The sequence below is a fragment of the Pseudomonas sp. ADAK18 genome, assembly GCF_012935695.1.
Classification (GTDB): domain Bacteria; phylum Pseudomonadota; class Gammaproteobacteria; order Pseudomonadales; family Pseudomonadaceae; genus Aquipseudomonas.
In genome coordinates, this window is sequence record NZ_CP052859.1 from 3459222 (window position 1) to 3476718 (window position 17497).

At 58.0% G+C, this 17497-nt stretch carries 16 protein-coding genes; 4 read left to right on the forward strand and 12 right to left on the reverse strand.

Annotated features, from left to right (window positions below; translation table 11 throughout):
- The first annotated feature begins 39 nt into the window (after positions 1-39).
- Positions 40-738, forward strand: a complete 699-nt coding sequence (locus HKK55_RS15575; RefSeq protein WP_169355492.1) for a TetR/AcrR family transcriptional regulator — start codon at positions 40-42, stop codon at positions 736-738.
- Here HKK55_RS15575 and HKK55_RS15580 read toward each other — a convergent pair.
- Together HKK55_RS15580 and HKK55_RS15585 are read right to left on the reverse strand one after the other, a co-directional pair.
- Positions 641-1564, reverse strand: coding sequence for a LysR family transcriptional regulator (locus tag HKK55_RS15580; RefSeq protein ID WP_169355493.1), 924 nt, complete (start codon positions 1562-1564; stop codon positions 641-643). The genes HKK55_RS15575 and HKK55_RS15580 overlap by 98 nt on opposite strands.
- 63 nt (positions 1565-1627) lie before the next feature.
- Positions 1628-2119 (reverse strand): DUF2938 domain-containing protein, encoded by a 492-nt coding sequence (locus HKK55_RS15585; protein WP_169355494.1) that lies wholly within the window; start codon positions 2117-2119, stop codon positions 1628-1630.
- Between the two features lie 114 nt (positions 2120-2233).
- On the opposite strand from HKK55_RS15585, the gene HKK55_RS15590 reads away from it, so the two are divergent.
- Both HKK55_RS15590 and HKK55_RS15595 read left to right on the forward strand, forming a co-directional pair.
- Complete coding sequence (locus HKK55_RS15590; protein ID WP_169355495.1) at positions 2234-2896, forward strand: metalloregulator ArsR/SmtB family transcription factor; 663 nt, start codon at positions 2234-2236, stop codon at positions 2894-2896.
- A 23-nt stretch (positions 2897-2919) separates the two neighbouring features.
- Positions 2920-3354, forward strand: coding sequence for an N-acetyltransferase (locus tag HKK55_RS15595; protein WP_169355496.1), 435 nt, complete (start codon positions 2920-2922; stop codon positions 3352-3354).
- 25 nt (positions 3355-3379) lie between these two features.
- On the opposite strand, the gene yghU is transcribed toward HKK55_RS15595, so the two are convergent.
- On the reverse strand, positions 3380-4231 hold the full coding sequence (gene yghU, locus HKK55_RS15600; RefSeq protein WP_169355497.1) for a glutathione-dependent disulfide-bond oxidoreductase: 852 nt from the start codon (positions 4229-4231) through the stop codon (positions 3380-3382).
- Positions 4232-4414: 183 nt separating this feature from the next.
- Here yghU and mug point away from each other — a divergent pair, with 183 nt between their 5' ends.
- Positions 4415-4924, forward strand: a complete 510-nt coding sequence (gene mug / locus HKK55_RS15605; RefSeq protein ID WP_169355498.1) for a G/U mismatch-specific DNA glycosylase — start codon at positions 4415-4417, stop codon at positions 4922-4924.
- Here mug and HKK55_RS15610 read toward each other — a convergent pair.
- From HKK55_RS15610 to HKK55_RS15650, 9 genes are all read right to left on the reverse strand, one after another.
- Positions 4921-7485, reverse strand: coding sequence for an EAL domain-containing protein (locus HKK55_RS15610; RefSeq protein WP_169355499.1), 2565 nt, complete (start codon positions 7483-7485; stop codon positions 4921-4923). The genes mug and HKK55_RS15610 overlap by 4 nt on opposite strands.
- Before the next feature lie 169 nt (positions 7486-7654).
- Positions 7655-8683 carry a hypothetical protein gene (locus HKK55_RS15615; RefSeq protein ID WP_169355500.1) on the reverse strand — a complete coding sequence of 343 codons (1029 nt, stop codon included), beginning with the start codon at positions 8681-8683 and terminating at the stop codon, positions 7655-7657.
- The gene (locus tag HKK55_RS15620; RefSeq protein WP_169355501.1) at positions 8680-9648 is read right to left on the reverse strand and encodes a hypothetical protein; all 969 of its coding nucleotides are present in this window, start codon (positions 9646-9648) and stop codon (positions 8680-8682) included. Before HKK55_RS15620 ends, HKK55_RS15615 begins: the two co-directional genes overlap by 4 nt.
- 276 nt (positions 9649-9924) lie before the next feature.
- Entirely contained in the window at positions 9925-11343 is a 1419-nt protein-coding gene (locus HKK55_RS15625; protein ID WP_169355502.1) for a TolC family protein, read from the reverse strand.
- Entirely contained in the window at positions 11340-13514 is a 2175-nt protein-coding gene (locus HKK55_RS15630; RefSeq protein ID WP_169355503.1) for a peptidase domain-containing ABC transporter, read from the reverse strand. The genes HKK55_RS15625 and HKK55_RS15630 overlap by 4 nt, the downstream gene beginning before the upstream one ends.
- 11 nt (positions 13515-13525) lie before the next feature.
- Complete coding sequence (locus HKK55_RS15635; protein ID WP_169355504.1) at positions 13526-14794, reverse strand: HlyD family secretion protein; 1269 nt, start codon at positions 14792-14794, stop codon at positions 13526-13528.
- A 61-nt stretch (positions 14795-14855) separates the two neighbouring features.
- The gene (locus tag HKK55_RS15640) at positions 14856-15842 is read right to left on the reverse strand and encodes a tetratricopeptide repeat protein (protein ID WP_169355505.1); all 987 of its coding nucleotides are present in this window, start codon (positions 15840-15842) and stop codon (positions 14856-14858) included.
- Positions 15799-17028 (reverse strand): TIGR02281 family clan AA aspartic protease, encoded by a 1230-nt coding sequence (locus HKK55_RS15645; RefSeq protein ID WP_169355506.1) that lies wholly within the window; start codon positions 17026-17028, stop codon positions 15799-15801. The genes HKK55_RS15640 and HKK55_RS15645 overlap by 44 nt, the downstream gene beginning before the upstream one ends.
- Positions 17015-17398: a hypothetical protein gene (locus tag HKK55_RS15650; protein ID WP_169355507.1), complete on the reverse strand. Its 384-nt coding sequence runs from the start codon at positions 17396-17398 to the stop codon at positions 17015-17017. The genes HKK55_RS15645 and HKK55_RS15650 overlap by 14 nt, the downstream gene beginning before the upstream one ends.
- Positions 17399-17497: the final 99 nt, after the last annotated feature.

The window sequence follows — 17497 nt, forward strand, 5'->3', positions numbered from 1 at the left end:
ATCGACTAGTATTTAAGTCATCACTCAGAGGATTTCGTCATGGCGCAGATGGGACGCCCCCGCAGCTTCGACCGCGATCAAGCCATCGAACAGGCCTTGCACCTGTTCTGGCAGCACGGCTACGACGCCACTTCCTTGAGCCAATTGAAAGCCGGCCTGGGTGGGGGGATTTCCGCACCGAGTTTTTACGCCGCCTTTGGTTCCAAGGACGCGCTGTTCCAGGAATGCGTGCAACGCTACCTGGCGACATTTGCCCAGGTCACCGAATGCCTGTGGGATACAACCCTGCTGCCCCGGCGGGCCATCGAAACGGCGCTGCGCCAGTCGGCGCGCATGCAGTGTGAAGACGGCCACCCGAAAGGCTGCATGGTGGCGATGGGCGTGATGAGCGCGCCCTCCCCGGAGAGTTCCCATGTCACCGCAGCGCTGACCCGCTCCCGGCTGCGTACCCGTGCCGGGATCAAAGCCTGTGTCGAACGCGGCATCGCCACCGGGCAATTACCGGCCAATGCCCACGCCCTGGCCACGGTGTTCGACAGCTTCCTCCAGGGGATTTCCATCCTCGCCCGGGATGGCGTGGGCCATGAGGTGATTGATGCCGCCATCTCTCACCTCATGCTGGCCTGGGACCTGTCAGCCGCTACCGCGCCGCCCACTCATCGCGGTACTGCAACAGAAAATCCACGAACGCCCGGACCCGATGCGGCACGTAACGACCATGGGGATATAGCAAGGTAAAGGGCCGCGAGCGACCGCCGTAAGGTTGCAGTACCTCTACCAGGCTGCCGTTGGCCAGTTCCTCTTCGACAATGAACCGGTAGGTCTGGAACAACCCGGCGCCATGTTTGGCCAGGGTCACACCACCCAGCACATCGTCCGAACAGCTGTAACCGGCCTCACCGGAAAACTCCTGCTCCTTACCGTTGACCTGGAACAGCCAGGCGATGCGTCGCCCATTGCTCGGCAACTCGTACTGGATGCATTCGTGGGCGGGCAGATCCTCCAGGGTCTGGGGCGTGCCGGCACGTTGCAGGTAGGACGGCGCAGCGATCACCACCAGCCGGGCGTCCTCCAGCAAACGGGCAATCAGGCCTGAGTCCGGCTGGGCGCGCACGCGGATCGCCAGGTCATAGCCTTCGGCGACGAAATCGATGTTGCGGTTGCTGATATGCACATCCACCGTGACCTGCGGGTAAAGCGCACGAAACTTCGGCAGCAACGGCAAGATCCGATGATGGCCGTAGGTGGTCGGGATGCTGAGGCGCAGCAGCCCGGACGGCACCGACTGCGCGCCCATCACTTCCTGCTGTGCCTCCACCAACTGCGTCAACGCTTGCCGGCACTGTTCGAAGAAGGTTCGGCCAGCGTCCGTCAGGCGAATGCTGCGGGTAGTGCGGACAAACAACCGCGCCCCCAGGCGCTCCTCGAGGCGAGAAATACTGCGGCTGATCGCTGCCGGTGTGACACCTGCCGCCTGCGCGGCGGCGGTAAAGCTTTTAGCCTCGGCAGCCAGGCAAAACAGTTCGATGCTACCCAACTGCACGTCTTCAAAATGGCGTTTCATAAGTCACTACACCGCCTATCAGCCCAAGTACCTGAATCTATCCCTGACACCTAAATACAGCCATCAACGTCCAACAAGCACCATCACCCAAGCCGTCAGGTATAACCCCACACCAAAAACGGCATGGCCCGCGAGGCTGCGCAACCGAGCAACATTGGGCTTGGGTGTCCGCGATGCTGCAACACCCGCCCCCATCGCCGGTTGCAACACGAAGAACGGCGCCACGACCGAGACCACGCCAAAAGTGAGCGCGGGCAGGAACGACGGCTGGCGTGCCCATTCAAGCCCCACGAGCAACAATAGCAACGCCGCGAAAACAACCCCGATGGCGTAATGAATCCCCCACCCCAGCGGACCTTCCCCAGCAACGGGCGATGATTTCGCGATACTGGCATGCATCCAGCGTCCACGCGGCAGGTGGCCGACCCACCGACCCACCATGGAAAAATCCAGAGAGGGCACGCCAAAACAGCGTTTGAGCAACAACGCCCAAAGGTCCATGACGAGGGTTGCGCCGACACCGATCACCACCGAGTACACAAAATATTCAGCCATGCTGCTGCTCCTTTCTGATCGTTGAAAGTGAGAGCAGCAAATCAGCCAATGTTCTCACCAAACCAAACATTCAATTAATTGATTGAATGTTTGGGCGATGCTAGGATCTTTCCCATGAAACCGTCAAGCCCCCCACTTCCTCCCGAGCACTTCACCGCGCTGGCGGAAATTGCCCGAACGTTGGGCCATGCCCATCGCCTCGCCCTGCTTGAGTACATCGCTCAAGAAGAACGCTCTGTCGAACATCTGGCCGAGCTGTCCGGCGTGTCTGTCGCCAATGCCTCCCAGCATTTGCAGCAGCTCAAGCGGGCGGGCATCGTGCAGACTCGCCGGGACGGCAAGCGCGTGCTGTATAGCCTGGGCGCCGGTCCGGTGGCGCCGTTGCTGGAAGCGCTGCGTAACTATCTGGCGTTCCAGCATGCCGAGATACGCGAGGTCGCCCTGGACAGCCTCTCCCGGCGTGAACGCCTGGAAGGCATCTCCATCGAAGAGTTACTGGCGCAGATGCAAAACGAGAGCGTGGTGCTGCTGGATGTGCGGCCGGAAGATGAATTCGCTTCCGGCCATTTGCCCGGCGCGCTCAACATCCCCGCGCAAGAGCTGCAACGGCGGCTGGCAGAGCTGCCTCCAGGCAGGCAGGTCGTCGCCTACTGTCGCGGGCCTTACTGCGTACTGTCCACCGATGCCGTCAACACACTGCATGCCCATGGCCTGCCCGCCCGCAGGCTGCGCGCCGGGTTTGACGACTGGAAAGCGGCTGGCCTGAGCGTGGAATGACTCGCAAAACCATCGGAAATGAAATGATCAGAAACCTTGAACCGTCTGACTTGGATGCCGTCCTCGACATCTGGCTCGACGCCTCGCTGAAAGCCCATGACTTTATCGACCCCACCTTCTGGCGGTCCCAGGTCGAGAACATGCGCAACCTGTATCTCCCCGCCTCAGAGACCTACGTCATTGAACGCGAAACACGGGTGGTGGGCTTTTATTCATTGCTCGACAGCCAATTGGCCGCACTGTTTGTCGCCCCCGACTGCCAGGGCCAAGGCATGGGCAAACAATTGATTGCCCATGCCAAAACACAACGCGCCGTACTGACCCTGGCGGTTTACAAAAACAACCAACCCAGTTGCCAGTTCTATCTTTCACAAGGGTTTGTGGTGACCCACGAGCAGACCGACGAACAGACCGGGCAACCGGAATACCTGATGAGTAGCGTCGGCACTCATCCTTAGTAATCCGTCATCACCACATGGCGCCTCAGTTCCGTGTATCAAAATCCGCCGCATCATGCCGCTCGCGCATCTGCTCGTCAGGCTCCCCGGAGACACGGTTAACCCGGCGCCCACGCTGCACCGCCGGACGCGCATCGATGGCATCGGCCCAACGCACGACGTGCTTGTAGTCCTGCACCGAGAGGAACTCGGCGGCGCCATACAACCGACCTTTCACCAGGCCGCCATACCACGGCCAGATGGCGATGTCGGCAATGGTGTACTCATCGCCGGCGATGTATTCACTCACCGCCAATTGTTTGTCCAACACGTCGAGCTGGCGCTTGGTTTCCATCGCGAAGCGGTCAATGGCGTACTGGATCTTGGTCGGTGCGTAGGCATAGAAATGACCAAACCCGCCGCCCAGGTACGGCGCACTGCCCATCTGCCAGAACAACCACGACAGGCACTCAGCACGAGCAGCCGGTTCGGTGGGCAGGAACGCGCCGAACTTCTCCGCCAGGTATTGCAGGATCGCCCCCGACTCGAAGACCCGGATCGGTTTCGCACCGCTGCGGTCCATCAGCGCGGGAATTTTCGAGTTGGGGTTCACCGACACAAAACCGCTGCCAAACTGGTCGCCCTCGCCGATCCGGATCAACCATGCGTCGTACTCTGCGCCCTGATGACCGAGAGCCAACAGCTCTTCCAGCAAGATGGTGACCTTCTGCCCATTCGGCGTGGCCAGGGAATACAGCTGGAGCGGGTGACGCCCCACCGGTAGCGCCTGATCGTGGGTCGCGCCGGCGATGGGCCGATTGATGTTGGCGAAGGCGCCGCCGTTCTCGGTGTCCCAGGTCCAGACTTTGGGCGGCAGGTAGTCAGATGAATCGGTCATGTTCAGTACTCCTGAGGTGCTAGCGGATCAATGCATCGATCCAGACTAAACCAAAGGTTGGTGGCTGGTCACACAATGGATACCGTCGCCCACTCCTTCACGGCGAGAACAATCCACTGGCGCAGAGCTTCAGTGAATGGTTAATTGGCAACCTGGCAGCATGAGCGATGCGTGAGGTTCGAGATGGCTGAAGGACTTGAAGATATTCTGGCCGAGCATCTGGCGGTGATGTTTTGTGGCATCAACCCCGGCATGACGGCCGCCACTCAAGGGCACCACTTTGCGGGCCGCAGCAATCGTTTCTGGCGCACGCTGCATTTGGCCGGTTTTACTCCGGAAGAAATACACCCAGAAAACGATCGAAGCATTTTGCAGTCTCGATGTGGGTTAACCACCGTCGTCGAACGGCCCACCGCCCGCGCGGATCAACTGTCCTTGCATGAATTCAAGGCCGCTGCGGTGAGTTTTGAACAGAAGGTCGCACGCTACTCACCACGTTTCGTGGCGTTTCTGGGCAAGGCGGCGTACAGCGCGTTGTCGGGGCAACGGGATATTGCCTGGGGGCTTCAGCCACAGAAGTTTGGGGGCGCATCGGTATGGGTTTTACCCAATCCCAGCGGGCTCAATCGCAGGTTTTCCCTGGAGCAACTGGTGAGTGCGTACCGCCAGTTGCGGTTGGCGGCAGAGCGCTAATCGGTGCGGTGCCCGATCAGGTCACTGATCGCCTGCGCATCCATCGGCTGGCTCAGGTAGAACCCCTGTGCTTCATCGCACTGTACGTCCTTCAAAGCCTTGAGCTGATCGATGGTTTCCACGCCTTCGGCGGTCACTGTCAGCGAAAGCGCCCGGCCCAGGCCGACGATGGCCTGGATGATCGACTGATCGCCGCCGCTGGCGGTCAGGCCACCGACAAAACTGCGGTCGATTTTCAGCCCGTCGAACGGGAATGAGCGCAGGTAACTCAGCGACGAATAGCCCGTGCCAAAGTCATCCATCAGCAAGCGCACGCCCAGGGTCTTGAGGCCCTGCATGATGCTCAAGGCCATCTTCTCGTCGTTGAGCATCACGCTTTCGGTCAGCTCCAACTCCAACCGCGCCGGGTTCAAGCCGGTGTCGGCCAGCACCGATTTGACCCGTGCCACCAAGTGCCCACGCTGGAACTCGGTGGAGGACAAGTTGACCGAAATCATCACGTCGTCAGGCCACAGAGCGGCAGCCTTGCAGGCCGCGTGCAGCACCCAATTGCTCAGCGGCAGGATCAGTCCGGTTTCCTCGGCAATCGGGATAAAGACATCCGGCCCCAGCAACCCGCGCTGCGGATGTTCCCAACGCACCAGGGCCTCGGCGCCGGCCAGGTGCTTGCCTTCAATGCGGTAGCGCGGCTGGAAATCCAGGCGCAGTTCCTCGTTCTTGATCGCGTGACGCAAGTCGCTTTCGAGTTGGCGGCGTTCAATGATGCGTGCATTCATGTCGCCGGCATAAAAACGCCAGGTATTGCGGCCACCGTCCTTGGCTTCGTAGAGCGCGATGTCGGCGTAGCGTAAAAGCTCTTCGGCCAGGATGGCATCCGCCGGCGCCATGGCAATGCCGATGCTGGCACTGATAAACACTTCGTGCTCAGTGATATAAAACGGCAACTCGATGCTGTCGATCAGGCGCTTGCACAAGCTCTCCACCTCCAGCGGCGAACTCATGTTCGCCACCACCAGCACAAACTCGTCGCCGCCAATGCGCGCCACCAGGTCATCGCCCCGCAGGCAGCCCTGCAAACGGCGAGACACCTGGTTGAGCACCTCGTCACCTGCCGCGTGCCCCAGCAAATCATTGACCGGTTTGAAGCGGTCCAGGTCGACACTGAGCATTACCAACGGCCTTTCCAGTGTCGGTGAGGCTTTGAGCTTGCCCTCCAGAAACTCCTGCATCCGCGTGCGGTTGGCCAACCCCGTCAAGGCGTCGTGCTGCGACAAGTATTCAATACGCCGCCGGGCTTCGACCTCTTCGGTGATGTCGCTGGCAGTGCCTCGATACCCTCGCCCAGGTATCTCACGCACCGACAGCCGGCAGATGTGCACCTTGCCGTCGCCAGACAGGTAGTTGCACTGCACAATCGCATTGACGCGGCGGGCGTGGTCCTTGAACCAGATGGACAGCGGGCCCTGATCGGATGTCAGTAGGTCATCCACCGCATGCCCCAGGCACTCGGCCCGGGCGAGACCGGTGATCACTTCAAAACGCTCCGACAGGTAGGTGAACCGCAGATGAACGTCTACCTCCCAGATCCAGTCGGAGGCCGCCTCAGCTACATCGCGAAAGCGCTCCTCGCTGATAGCCAGGGCCGCACGACTGGCTTGCAAGGTGGCGTAATTGCTGTCCATGACCCGCGCTGCGGCGGTAGTCCGGCGCTGAATGTACCAGGCCATCAGGCCGAATATCAGGCCGGCCACAGCGATCAGCGGCACTACCAGGACCAGCAACTGATGCCCAGGATCGTCTGACGTCCATTGCACAACACCGGCGTTGTCTCTGAGTTCCAGGGTCGGTGCGCTTGCCGAACCCACGCCAGTCGGGGCCACCTGCAAACCCTCTACACCAAAATCCCGCCCCAGCGCTTCCAGTCGTTCAGGCCCCAGCTTGGCGACGAATATCAGCACCGACGCAGGACCGGCATCGGCCTTCACGTTCGGATCGGTTCCCGGGGTGAGCGCAGCGGCCGCCAGCACCGCGGGTGTACCGTCTGCGTTAATAAGCCGACTGATGGACTGACCGTCGGCGGCGTCTTTTCGGGCCTGGGCCAACAGCGTGTCAATCGGTGAGTGCAACCAGTCCTGCACGGCAACAGACTGCAACTGGCCATCAATCACCGAGTACACCGTACGGCCCGCAGGGTCGACCACAAAGACCCCCTGAAACCCCAGGTCGGTGGACAATGTAGAGCCGACGTTTTGCCGGACAAAAGCCCATTCCACATCGACTTTCTGATGCAGGTTCTGGTAGGCGTCACCCCAGAACGCATAGTCCTTGACCGTGGAGCCCGCCGTCCTTTCAACCGACAGCAGGGCATTTTCGATATCCAGTCGATTGTGTTCACCGGCATCGTGGTTCAGGTGATGCGCGATGGAGATCAGCAACACTCCCACCAACAGAAACATCGCCAGCAAAAGCGCCGAGCAGGCCAGCAAAGAGGCCCGTGCAGCCGCGAGATTGGAGGTTTTACCCTCCGGCGAAGACTTGAGATCAACGCTGAGCTTTTCCATAGTGCTCCAGGTGCCATGGCGACCTAAGAACCCGCACCGAAAATCACACTGCGCACGCGAAGGTGCGCGACTGCTTGCTCATAGAAGATAGACACTTTTTCAGGAGGCCTCAGGTTTCCTGAAAAAAAGCCCATGGCTCGTCGAGCCCAACGTCTTCGGACGCCCAAGCTCAGCTATATGAAGCCACCGCCCGGCGCTTCTGGCGCTGCGACTCCAGCCAGATCACCAGCACCAGCAAACCACCTCCGGCGATCAGCAAACTGAGCAGCCAACCCAGGGTTTCGGCCAGTTGGGTGAAGAACAGGGTGTACAACTGGATGATCAAAAACGTCACGCCATACCCCACCAGCATGCCAAACCGCAATCGCAGACCCAACGCCAACACGCCGAGGCTGACGGCGGCCCACAGCAGGTTGAACATCAGCAGTTCACCGTCCTCGGCAAAATGCCACGGCCCGTCGATCAAGTCGTAACTGCCAAACAGCGACAGCAACCACAGGGACATTTCACCGACAAACAAACCGCAGGAAATCCATACCTTGGCAAACCCGCTGTAGCGGGCCAGCAACCCGGCCTCACACCGTAGATGCACGGCCCCCGCAGCCACCAGCAGCGCTGCAGCGCCGAGAAAACGCAGCGGATAGTTCATGCCGAACCAGTAGGCGCCCCAGCCGGACACATAGCCGCTGCGGCCACCAAACCAGACAAAAAACAACACGCTGCACAACGTCAGCAGCAACACATTGCCCAAGGCATAGCTGAGCACCAGCAGCACCAGCAGATCGATCAGCAGCAGCGCCGGCCAGTTGCCGGAGCCATCCGAATAGATCATGCCCACCACAAAGCTCACACCGATCAACGCAAAGCCACCCAGCAGCTCGGCGGTGCTGCCCAGCATCCTCAAGCCTCTGCCGGGCAACCAGCGCCCGACGGCGAACAGGCCCAGGGTCAGCACCGACAGGCTGATCGCCAGTTTGGGCAGGGTGAACGTCAGGTGCTCGCGCAGAAGCAACAGCAGACCGGCCGCCAGGCTAATGGCACCGAAGGTCAGAAACCAACGCCCGAGTGAGCGCCAGTCCCATCGGATCAAGGGGTACAGTTCACCGATACGGCTGTGGGCAGCGGGATCGATCTGCCCCTCGCGCAGCCATTGATCAAGGGCATCGTGGACTTGTCGATTGCGCCGATCCGGGCTCATGACCGATTCTCCCTGGCACGTAGCGCCGCGCGCTCAAACACCCATCCCAGCAAAACCCCCACTACCCCGGCCGCCGCGAAGAAAGCCGCGACACTCAGGCGGTCCCAGGCGTATTCATAAAAACGCGTGTACAGGTCGATACCCAGAAACACCACACCAAACCCGGTGAAGCTGGGGTGCTTGAAACGAGCGCCAATCACCAACTGGCTGATGGCCCCAACGGTGAACAGCAGTATCCAGAACCCCGATTGGGTCGAGCTGTAATTGTCCAGGCTGAGAAACCACAGCGAGCAGTTGAAGTAGAGCAGTCCGAAAATCACATACAAACGCCCGAAACCGCTGAAGTGGCGCAACGGCCCTTCTTCCGCCTGCTGGTGCCAAAGCCCCAGAAGCGCTGCCAGCCCGGCGATCACCGCCATGGCGCGCGGGTCCTGGATGTCGAACATATATGACCCACCACCGGCATACCGCTCCCAGGAGCCCAGGCCGTGAAAGGCGCACAGCAGTCCGAGAAACAATGGCCAGCGCAGGCGATAGCGATAGGCCGTGACCACACTCAGCAAGGCGGTGACCAGCAGCGCCAGAGGAATACGATCCAGCCCGCCCGCCTCGTCGCCAATGCCACCGAGTAACAGGCTGCCACCGATCAGCATCAGGCCGATGGTCAAAATGGCCACACCGGTCACCGGCATACGCCCGGCCGGATCACGCGCCAGACGCACCCCCACCCACCACAACACCCCACCGGCGATAAAAAACAGCACCACACCGAGAGTGACCGACTCACTGAGAAAGCTCACACCGCCCAGGATGGCCATGCCAATCAGAAGCACCGCACCGATGCCCAGCCATTGCAACACCGTCGATAACAGTTGGCCGGGACGCTGATAAGGCGCGCTCAGCCGCTCCCGGGTTTGCGGGTCGATCAAACCTCGATGCTGCCAGTCGGCAATTTCGTGAACCATTAGCTGCTGCGTGGTTTTTCTCATGGGGGTCAGGCGCTGCGTTAATTGTTCGGATAATGGGGGTGTCCGGTGCTTACAAGGACTGTCTACGCGAGCGGGACTATTTTTGAAACGGAAGAATAGTTAACAACAGCATAGGAGCACCACATTTTCAAACGAAACAAGACTCCTGTGCTTGAGTGGCTGGAGCTGGCCAAGGACCAACGCACCCGCTTCCTGGCCTGTGCGGCGAGCCGGCAACTGCACCTGGCCTTGAACTGATAGCCCTGGAAACGCTCATTGCAGCGTCCAGAATCCCAGGCGGCCCAGGCTGGCAGCCAACCTCAAGCGCGACGTTTGCCAATGGCTGAGGGTCTGAATGTGCTGCTCTTCAGCCCCGGCATACGCAGTCAGCGCGTTAAGCAACTCGATCATGCTGCCCACTCCGGAGTGATAGCGGCCCTGGACTACCTCCAGCGACTGACGCGATTGATCGACCAACTCATTGGTGCGCTGCAGGCTTTGGGTCTCAATATTCAACGTCTGGTAGCTGGCCCAAAGGTCCAGCGCGACCTGCTGTTCGACCTCGGCCAACTCTGCCTGGCTCGCTTCGACGCGAGCTTGTGCATTACGGACCTGGTAGGTACGTCCAAAACCTTCAAAGAGCGCAATGCTCAGTTGCAAGCCAATGCTGCGGTCGCGTTCACGCTCATCGCCATTGAATATCTTTGATTGCTGGCTTTGCGTGTATGTCAGGTCTGCCGTCAGTGCCAGGCTCGGAAGGCCGGCGGCACGTTTCTCATCGACAGCGGCCTGGGCGGCGTTAAGCCTGGCGTTTGCTGCAAGTACTGCGGGGTGATCCTGACGAGCCTGGATCAGCAGTTCATCGACCGCTTTCACAAACTGGGTGTCGGGCAGTGGCGTCAGGTCACCCGCCAGTTGCAAGGGTGTTTCCGGCGGCAGGCCCATGCGCAGGGCAATGACGCCCAAGGCATTACGCAATGCTCCACGGTCGCGGATCTGGCGCAGGTTTGCCTGGGAAAAAGCTGTTTGCGCCTGCAGGCGATCAGAGAGAGCAGCGGCTCCTGCCTTGTATTTGGCGTCGGCCGCTTCGAGATTGCGGGCCGCCAATTCGGCGATCTGCACCGAGGCGGCCAGACTGCGCTGAGCCGACAGGGCATCGTAATAGGCCTGCGCCGCCTGAACAAAAGTACTCTGCAACGTTGCGTCCTGAGTGGCATTGGCGGCCAACAGCAACTGCCGGGCATTGCGCAAGGCGGCACCGCGTCGGCCGAAGTCCACCAGCACCCAATTCAGTTCAAGGCTTGCGCTGTTACGTCGCCGGTGCCCCTCGCCAGAGCGCATGTATGACTCGTCGTAGTCAACCCGGCCGTTACCGCGACTGGTGCCAATGCGTCCATTCAGACTAGGCAGATATGCCGACTGGCTGAGCCCCACTTGGGCTGCCTGGGCTTTGGCGTTGGCCCAACTGATACGAGTCTGCGGATCGTGGCAAAGAATCCGCTCGACCACCTGCTCTAACGGCAATCGCTCGGGCAAGCGACCGAAGCTGCAAGACAACTCGCCACGCGCGTCGTCGTACACCGCTTGCCGGGACACGCTATGAGCAGTGCCAAAAATGTCTGGCTCCAAGGCCCACGCTGATAACGAATATCCCAACAAGGCCGTCATCAAGCACTGCAACAGCCGCCTCATACCAAGCCCTGTTTAATACCAGGCGAGACCCATTCGGTCTCTGTCCTGTCCACCAATACCTCTGCATCGTCGTGGACCACCTTACCGGCAAAGAGTCGGATAACACGGTCTGCAGAGGCGATGGTTTCAGGGCGGTGAGCGACCATGATACGTGTAATCCGCAACCCCTGAATGGCCTGGTTTACGCGCTGTTCGCACGCGACATCCAGGTGGCTGGTGGCCTCATCGAGGAATAGTATTCGCGGTTTTTTATAAAGCGCCCTGGCTAACAGCACACGCTGTTTTTGCCCGCCGGAGAGCACAGTACCCATGTCCCCCACCAACGTGTTGTAGCCCATCGGCATGGCCTGAATATCGCTGTGAATCGATGCGATCCGGGCACACTCGATCAACCAGGACTGATCGACGTTGAGGTCGAAGAAACTGATGTTATCGCGCAAAGACCCGGCGAACAGTACATCGTCCTGGGTCACAGTACCCACCAGTTGCCGCAAACCATCCAGACCCAGTTGCTCCAGTTCGATACCGGCGATGCGGATCTGGCCCTGAGTGGCCGGCAGGATACCGAGCATGACGTTCATCAGTGTGCTCTTGCCACACCCAGAAGGCCCAACGATTGCCACCGACTCGCCCGCTGCGATCTGCAGGTCGAGGTTGTCCAGCACCCACGGTTCCTGCTCGGCATAACGATAGTGCAGGCCCTGAATCTCAATGCCTGCCTCGCCATCCACAAGACTCTGCAGGTCGACACTGGAACGGGTTTCTTCCGGTGGGTGCAGAACAATATCTGCCAGGCGCTCACCCTGCAGTTGCAACATGCGCAACTCGAAGAACTTGTCGATCAAGTTACCAACCCGGGTATCAAACTGCGATTTATAGGCAATGAACGCAATCAACAGCCCGACGCTGAACTGGCCGTCCATCACCATGCTTGCCCCAAGCCAGATCACCAACAGGTTTTCAACGCCGAACAGCAGCCCATTCATTTGTTGATACAGCAGGCGCAGCTTTTGCGTGCGCAAGCCTGCGTTGATCTGCTCCACCAACAGCCCCAACCAGGCTGATCGGCGCTCTTCCTGACGCTGAAACAGTTTCAACGGACGAATGCCACGCACCGTTTCCAGAAAATGGCTTTGCTGGCGTGCGGCATGGATGATCTGTTCTTCAGTTGCGTTGCGCAGTGGCCGGTACCAGATGCACCGTCCCAATGCGTAGAGCACCATAGTAACGATAGCGATAGCGGCCAGGGCCGGACTGTAGAGCAGCATCATGGCTAGGGTCGCGACGGACATCAGTCCGTCGAGAATCGCCGACAGAAAAGCCGCCGTCAGCGTCTGCTGGATGTTATCCACTGCACCAAAACGCGAGACCACATCCCCCAAGTAGCGCTTCTCAAAATACTGGATGGGCAAGCGCAGCAGATGACTGAAGACATTCGCCCGCCACTGTACCGAAAGCAGCGTGCTCAAATGCATCATGACCCAGGCACGCACACCGCTGACCGCTTGCTGCATCAGCAACAGCAGAGTGAAACCCAGCACCAGCGTACTGAGCAGATCGTGATCGGCGCTGATAATGACGTTGTCGATGGTCCACTGCAGCAAGAACGGGCTGATCAAGGAAAAGACCTCCAGCGTCAACGCCAGCAGCAATACCTGCAGCAGCGAACGGTACAGGCCGCTGATTCGCCCCATCATGCCCAGGAGCTTAATCCGCGGTTTATCCTCCTGCTGCTCGAAACCACTGTCCGGCCACAGCTCCAGCGCGATGCCGGTAAAGCTTTGGGACAAGCCTTCATGGCTGACCCGACGCAGCCCCCGGGCCGGGTCATGCACAACGACCCCATGCCGATCGACAGACTTGAGCACGACAAAATGATTAAAATTCCAATGCAGGATGCAGGGCAGCTTGAGCTGGCCGAGACCGTCTACATCCAGCGTGATAGCCCGAGCGCCCAACTGCAGTTGGTGGGCGCTGTTGATCAATTGCCTGAGCGCAATGCCCTTGAGGGACACGCTGCAACGGCGACGTAAATCGACCATATCGACCCGGTGACCGTGATAGCCGGCAATCATCGCCAGACAAGCCAGGCCACATTCAGTGGCTTCGGTCTGCAGCACCAGAGGCAGGCGGCGCCCGGGACGCAAGGCTATGGCGTCGAGAAAAGTCATGGGACGGTTTCCTAGTATTTGCCGGTCAGGCTATAAAGAGGTTCCAGCACCCACTCATAGAGACGACGGCTCTCCTGCAGGATGTCGGCATCGAGCAGCATTCCGCTTTGCAAGGGTTGTGGCTTGCCGTAGGCCATGACGGACTGCTCATTGAGCTGTACACGCAAACGGTAGAGCTGTTCGCCATTGCGCGACAGGCCCGGCACTTCACCCGCCATAACGGCCAGGTCTGCCGAGGGAACGGCGGTGCGTGAAATGGACAGAACCTGAGCCTGATATTGGCCAAACTTCTGATAGGGGTAGGCCTGGTAACGAATCAATACCGCATCCCCCGGCCTGATAAACCCCACCGATTTGCTCGGCGCATAGAGTTCTGCCTGAAGTTGGGAATCACGGGGCATGATGCTCAGCAGCGTGCGCGAAGGGTCCACCGTTTGGCCGACTTCAGCCAACACGGCTGTCGCTATACCGCTTCCCGGTGCTGTGATCAGCAACGTACGTTTTGCTTCACTTTCCGCCAGCTCCTGTTCGATACCCGAGAGCTGTCGGCGTATGGGCGCCAGTTCATTGGCTTGGCGTGTATCAAGGCCTGCCAATTCATTACGGCGCTCGGTGAGTTGTTGGGTGATTGAGGTGCGTTCGCGGTCCAGGCTTTGCAGTGCCTGACGCTGCCCCAACAACTCGGCTTGCCGCTGCTGGAACTGGTCCATAGAGATATAACCCTTTTGCATCAACTCCTGATAACGACTGGACGCATCGTCCGCCAGGGCCACCCGCTCGCGCTGGCTGGCCAACTGTGCGGCCAGGTTGGTTAACTCGTTGCGTAGAGTGGCCACCTTGCTGGACAGACTGTCGCGTTCAGACTGGTGCAATTGCCAGGTTTTCTGCAGCTCGTCATCCAGTGATTCACGGCGCTGCTTGAGCTGATAACTGACACGTGCCTGCACCGGGTCGGCACCGGAGCCATAACGCTCACTGGAAATGCTCAGCAAAGGATCTCCAAGCACGACCGCCTGCCCTTCGGCGACAAACTTCTCCAGCACGACGCCAGTCTGCGGGGTACGAACTTTTATCTGCCCGCTTGCCGGAACCAGTTGCCCACTTACCGTACTGCGCTTGGTATAAGAGCCCCAGATAAAAAAGCCGCCAACCACGCCCAGCATCGCCAAGGCAAACACAGTGAGAAAGGCAAAAGACGTGGGCCGGATCAGCACAATCTCACCCAGCCACTTAACACGCTGCGCATCGGACGCGGCGCTACGAAAAAGCCTGTCACCCACAAATCACTCCTGACATCCGAGGCCGGATGACACTTGGCTGATCAGCCGTCTATAGGTGATTTCATTTATTGATGAGCAACCCGCGTCGGTTATTGTCATCTTTGATAAACGTTTGTATTTCCTGACGCCATGCCGCTTTCGTCTGCTCGTTGGCAGAGTCGCGGATGGAGGGCATTTCCGTTTCGATAATCCCAACACGCTTGGCGGCTTCGGGAACCCTTGCACTGGCCAGCCAATACCACTTGTAGGCTTCGGGAATATTGACCTCTTGTCCGAGTCCCTTCTCGAAGATGTAGCCCAGGTTCGCCTGCGCCTGGGGGACATCAAGCATCGCCGCTTCTCTATACCACTGGGAAGCCAGGGGCAGATTCTTGGGCATGCCCACACCGGTGGCAAAACATTTTCCGGTCAAAAAAGCACCCTCACCATACCCCGCCTTCGCCGCCCTTTCGTAGTATTGGCAAGCCGATTCAGGGCCACCTTCCGGCGTCAGGTGGTTGGCACTCAAAGAGCCCAAGCGGAACAACGCCTTCGCGTAGTTCAGTTTTGCCGACTGTTCATAGTATCCAATGGCCTGGGAAATGGATTTGGGTACACCGAGCCCTAACTCGTACATAAACCCCAAATTATAGATAGAGGTCGGATTGTCATGTGCAACAGAAAGCTCCAGATAGTGTTTGGCCTTTTTATAATCGGCTGCGCCGATGGCACTACCATCCAGATACAGAGCGCCCAACGTCGCTTGTGCAGGCGCATAGTCTTGACGAGCCAGATCAGTCCATATTTTCAGCGCGGCAGCGACATCCCTCGCTCGTCCTTTTCCAGTGAGCAACAAGCCTGCCAGCATGTTTCTGGCAGCAGGATCATTGTTTTGTTTGGCTAGCGTTGAAGCCAGCGAGAAGGCAGTTGCATAGTCATCTCTGGTATAGGCCGCCCGTGCGTCCTCTATGGTCGCCGCGTTACCGACCGATAAATACAGGACACCGCAGGCAGCCATTGCCAGCTTATTGAATTTGGCTTTTATCTTTGTAACAGGCTCTGGCTTCATGTGTATTCCATATTAATTCGTGATCTTGAAACGCAGCCCATCCCAAGACATGGGGCGTCAGGTACTGCTGTTCGGCCAGCTTCGTATAGGAAACACTTTTCGACACGCCTCCCATTTTTAGAAGCACCGCTGTATCAGCGATAGACCTAGAGTGAGCGCCGTTCACATCAGTAATTATTTTGCTTCGCTGATTTTTCCCAGCAGGACCCACCTCACTTCCCCCACCACTTAAATAATATGGATTACCCGTATCAATCGATGCAGCTGTTTTTTTACCATCAACTTCCGCAAGCAAATACAGAAACTGGGTTTGCCTTGAATAAGTACTACCCAGAAACACCTTGGCTATGCACTGTGCTTCGAGCTTCTCTATTTCTGAAGCTGGCAAATTCAACACAATTCGATCGCTACGAATGACAACATTGTCAAAGCTGGAAATCAGATCCAGCCCAATCAGATTGAGACTCCCGCCTACCACAACGAGAACGTTCTTAAATTCAGTCCCGGCGATTTTTATTTTCTTGATCATTCCATAATTGGCATTTAGCGGCTCTTGGCTATAATAACTCTTGACCCTAACCGGGAGCTTAACCAGCTCAATGCCAAACCTAAGAGCATCAGACTCACTGATAATCGTCACGCTCGCCCCGGTATCAAATAAGGCCTGTGCCCGAGCCCCATTGATTTCGACGTCAATCAGAGGGTCAGTAGAATTTTTGAGAAAATCATTGTCTTCGCTATTTAATTCTATTTGAGCATTCTCAAAAAAACTCACCTGCCGATCGTGCAAGGACTTGAGGACGTCAGCATCTAGTTCAGCAATAAAACTTCCAGCCTGACGACGCTGGTCTGTACTCATCGACCCCAGGACCTTTACATAAGTATCTAAACGCCCGTCATTGAGGCTATTACCGAGCAGAACAAGTTTGCAGGCGATCGCCAAACTCTCATCAATGATAGACACACAATCGGCGAGACTCAACTCCGTAGAAGGCTGTTTATACTGACTTCTGGCCAGAACAGCGGAGAGTAGTGTTTGGCCATCTGAAGTTGAAGTGTCGACCCCCTTTAACTTACCGGCGGTTGGCGCATACAATTTGGCTTGGACATCCTGCAACTCTAAAGCGCTAGCATGCATCGACAGCAAAAATACGATCAAGCATAAAGCAGCATTATTTCTGAGCATTCTTTAGTCCAAATGACTCTTCAAGCCTTTCTATTTCGCGCTCCGACAGGGCCGGCGGGGCTATAAGCTGCTTTGCTGAATCAGGCAAAGGTTTTACGGGCTCTGCTTTCCTCGCTTTCTTAGAAAGGTTTCTACTGCTGACGGGGTATAAGCTTTCATCAAGGCACTTATCCCGCATTGTCTGACTGGACAAGCTATAACACCCTTTACCACTGGAAATCGCTCGAGCTTCACATGTGGTTTTGCCATCAGGGTCTTCCAAGTTAATACAACCTAATGACCCGAATGCATGCCCCAGCACAATAGCTGGATCCGCAGCATAGATAGCAGTTGGAAAGAGCAGCATCAGGATAATTCTTGCAGGTCGCATCTTTAGACACCTTTTGGAAAGTGCGCCGGTTAAGGCACACTTTATTTATTTAATACTCAATGCTCACACCCACCCCAACTGAAGGCTCACCTCCCGAGA

Coding starts and splice junctions, on each gene's coding strand:
- HKK55_RS15575 (WP_169355492.1), top strand. CDS start 40: ATGGCGCAGATGGGACGCCCCCGCAGCTTCGACCGCGATCAAGCCATC.
- HKK55_RS15580 (WP_169355493.1), bottom strand. CDS start 1,564: ATGAAACGCCATTTTGAAGACGTGCAGTTGGGTAGCATCGAACTGTTT.
- HKK55_RS15585 (WP_169355494.1), bottom strand. CDS start 2,119: ATGGCTGAATATTTTGTGTACTCGGTGGTGATCGGTGTCGGCGCAACC.
- HKK55_RS15590 (WP_169355495.1), top strand. CDS start 2,234: ATGAAACCGTCAAGCCCCCCACTTCCTCCCGAGCACTTCACCGCGCTG.
- HKK55_RS15595 (WP_169355496.1), top strand. CDS start 2,920: ATGATCAGAAACCTTGAACCGTCTGACTTGGATGCCGTCCTCGACATC.
- yghU (WP_169355497.1), bottom strand. CDS start 4,231: ATGACCGATTCATCTGACTACCTGCCGCCCAAAGTCTGGACCTGGGAC.
- mug (WP_169355498.1), top strand. CDS start 4,415: ATGGCTGAAGGACTTGAAGATATTCTGGCCGAGCATCTGGCGGTGATG.
- HKK55_RS15610 (WP_169355499.1), bottom strand. CDS start 7,485: ATGGAAAAGCTCAGCGTTGATCTCAAGTCTTCGCCGGAGGGTAAAACC.
- HKK55_RS15615 (WP_169355500.1), bottom strand. CDS start 8,683: ATGAGCCCGGATCGGCGCAATCGACAAGTCCACGATGCCCTTGATCAA.
- HKK55_RS15620 (WP_169355501.1), bottom strand. CDS start 9,648: ATGGTTCACGAAATTGCCGACTGGCAGCATCGAGGTTTGATCGACCCG.
- HKK55_RS15625 (WP_169355502.1), bottom strand. CDS start 11,343: ATGAGGCGGCTGTTGCAGTGCTTGATGACGGCCTTGTTGGGATATTCG.
- HKK55_RS15630 (WP_169355503.1), bottom strand. CDS start 13,514: ATGACTTTTCTCGACGCCATAGCCTTGCGTCCCGGGCGCCGCCTGCCT.
- HKK55_RS15640 (WP_169355505.1), bottom strand. CDS start 15,842: ATGAAGCCAGAGCCTGTTACAAAGATAAAAGCCAAATTCAATAAGCTG.
- HKK55_RS15645 (WP_169355506.1), bottom strand. CDS start 17,028: ATGCTCAGAAATAATGCTGCTTTATGCTTGATCGTATTTTTGCTGTCG.
- HKK55_RS15650 (WP_169355507.1), bottom strand. CDS start 17,398: ATGCGACCTGCAAGAATTATCCTGATGCTGCTCTTTCCAACTGCTATC.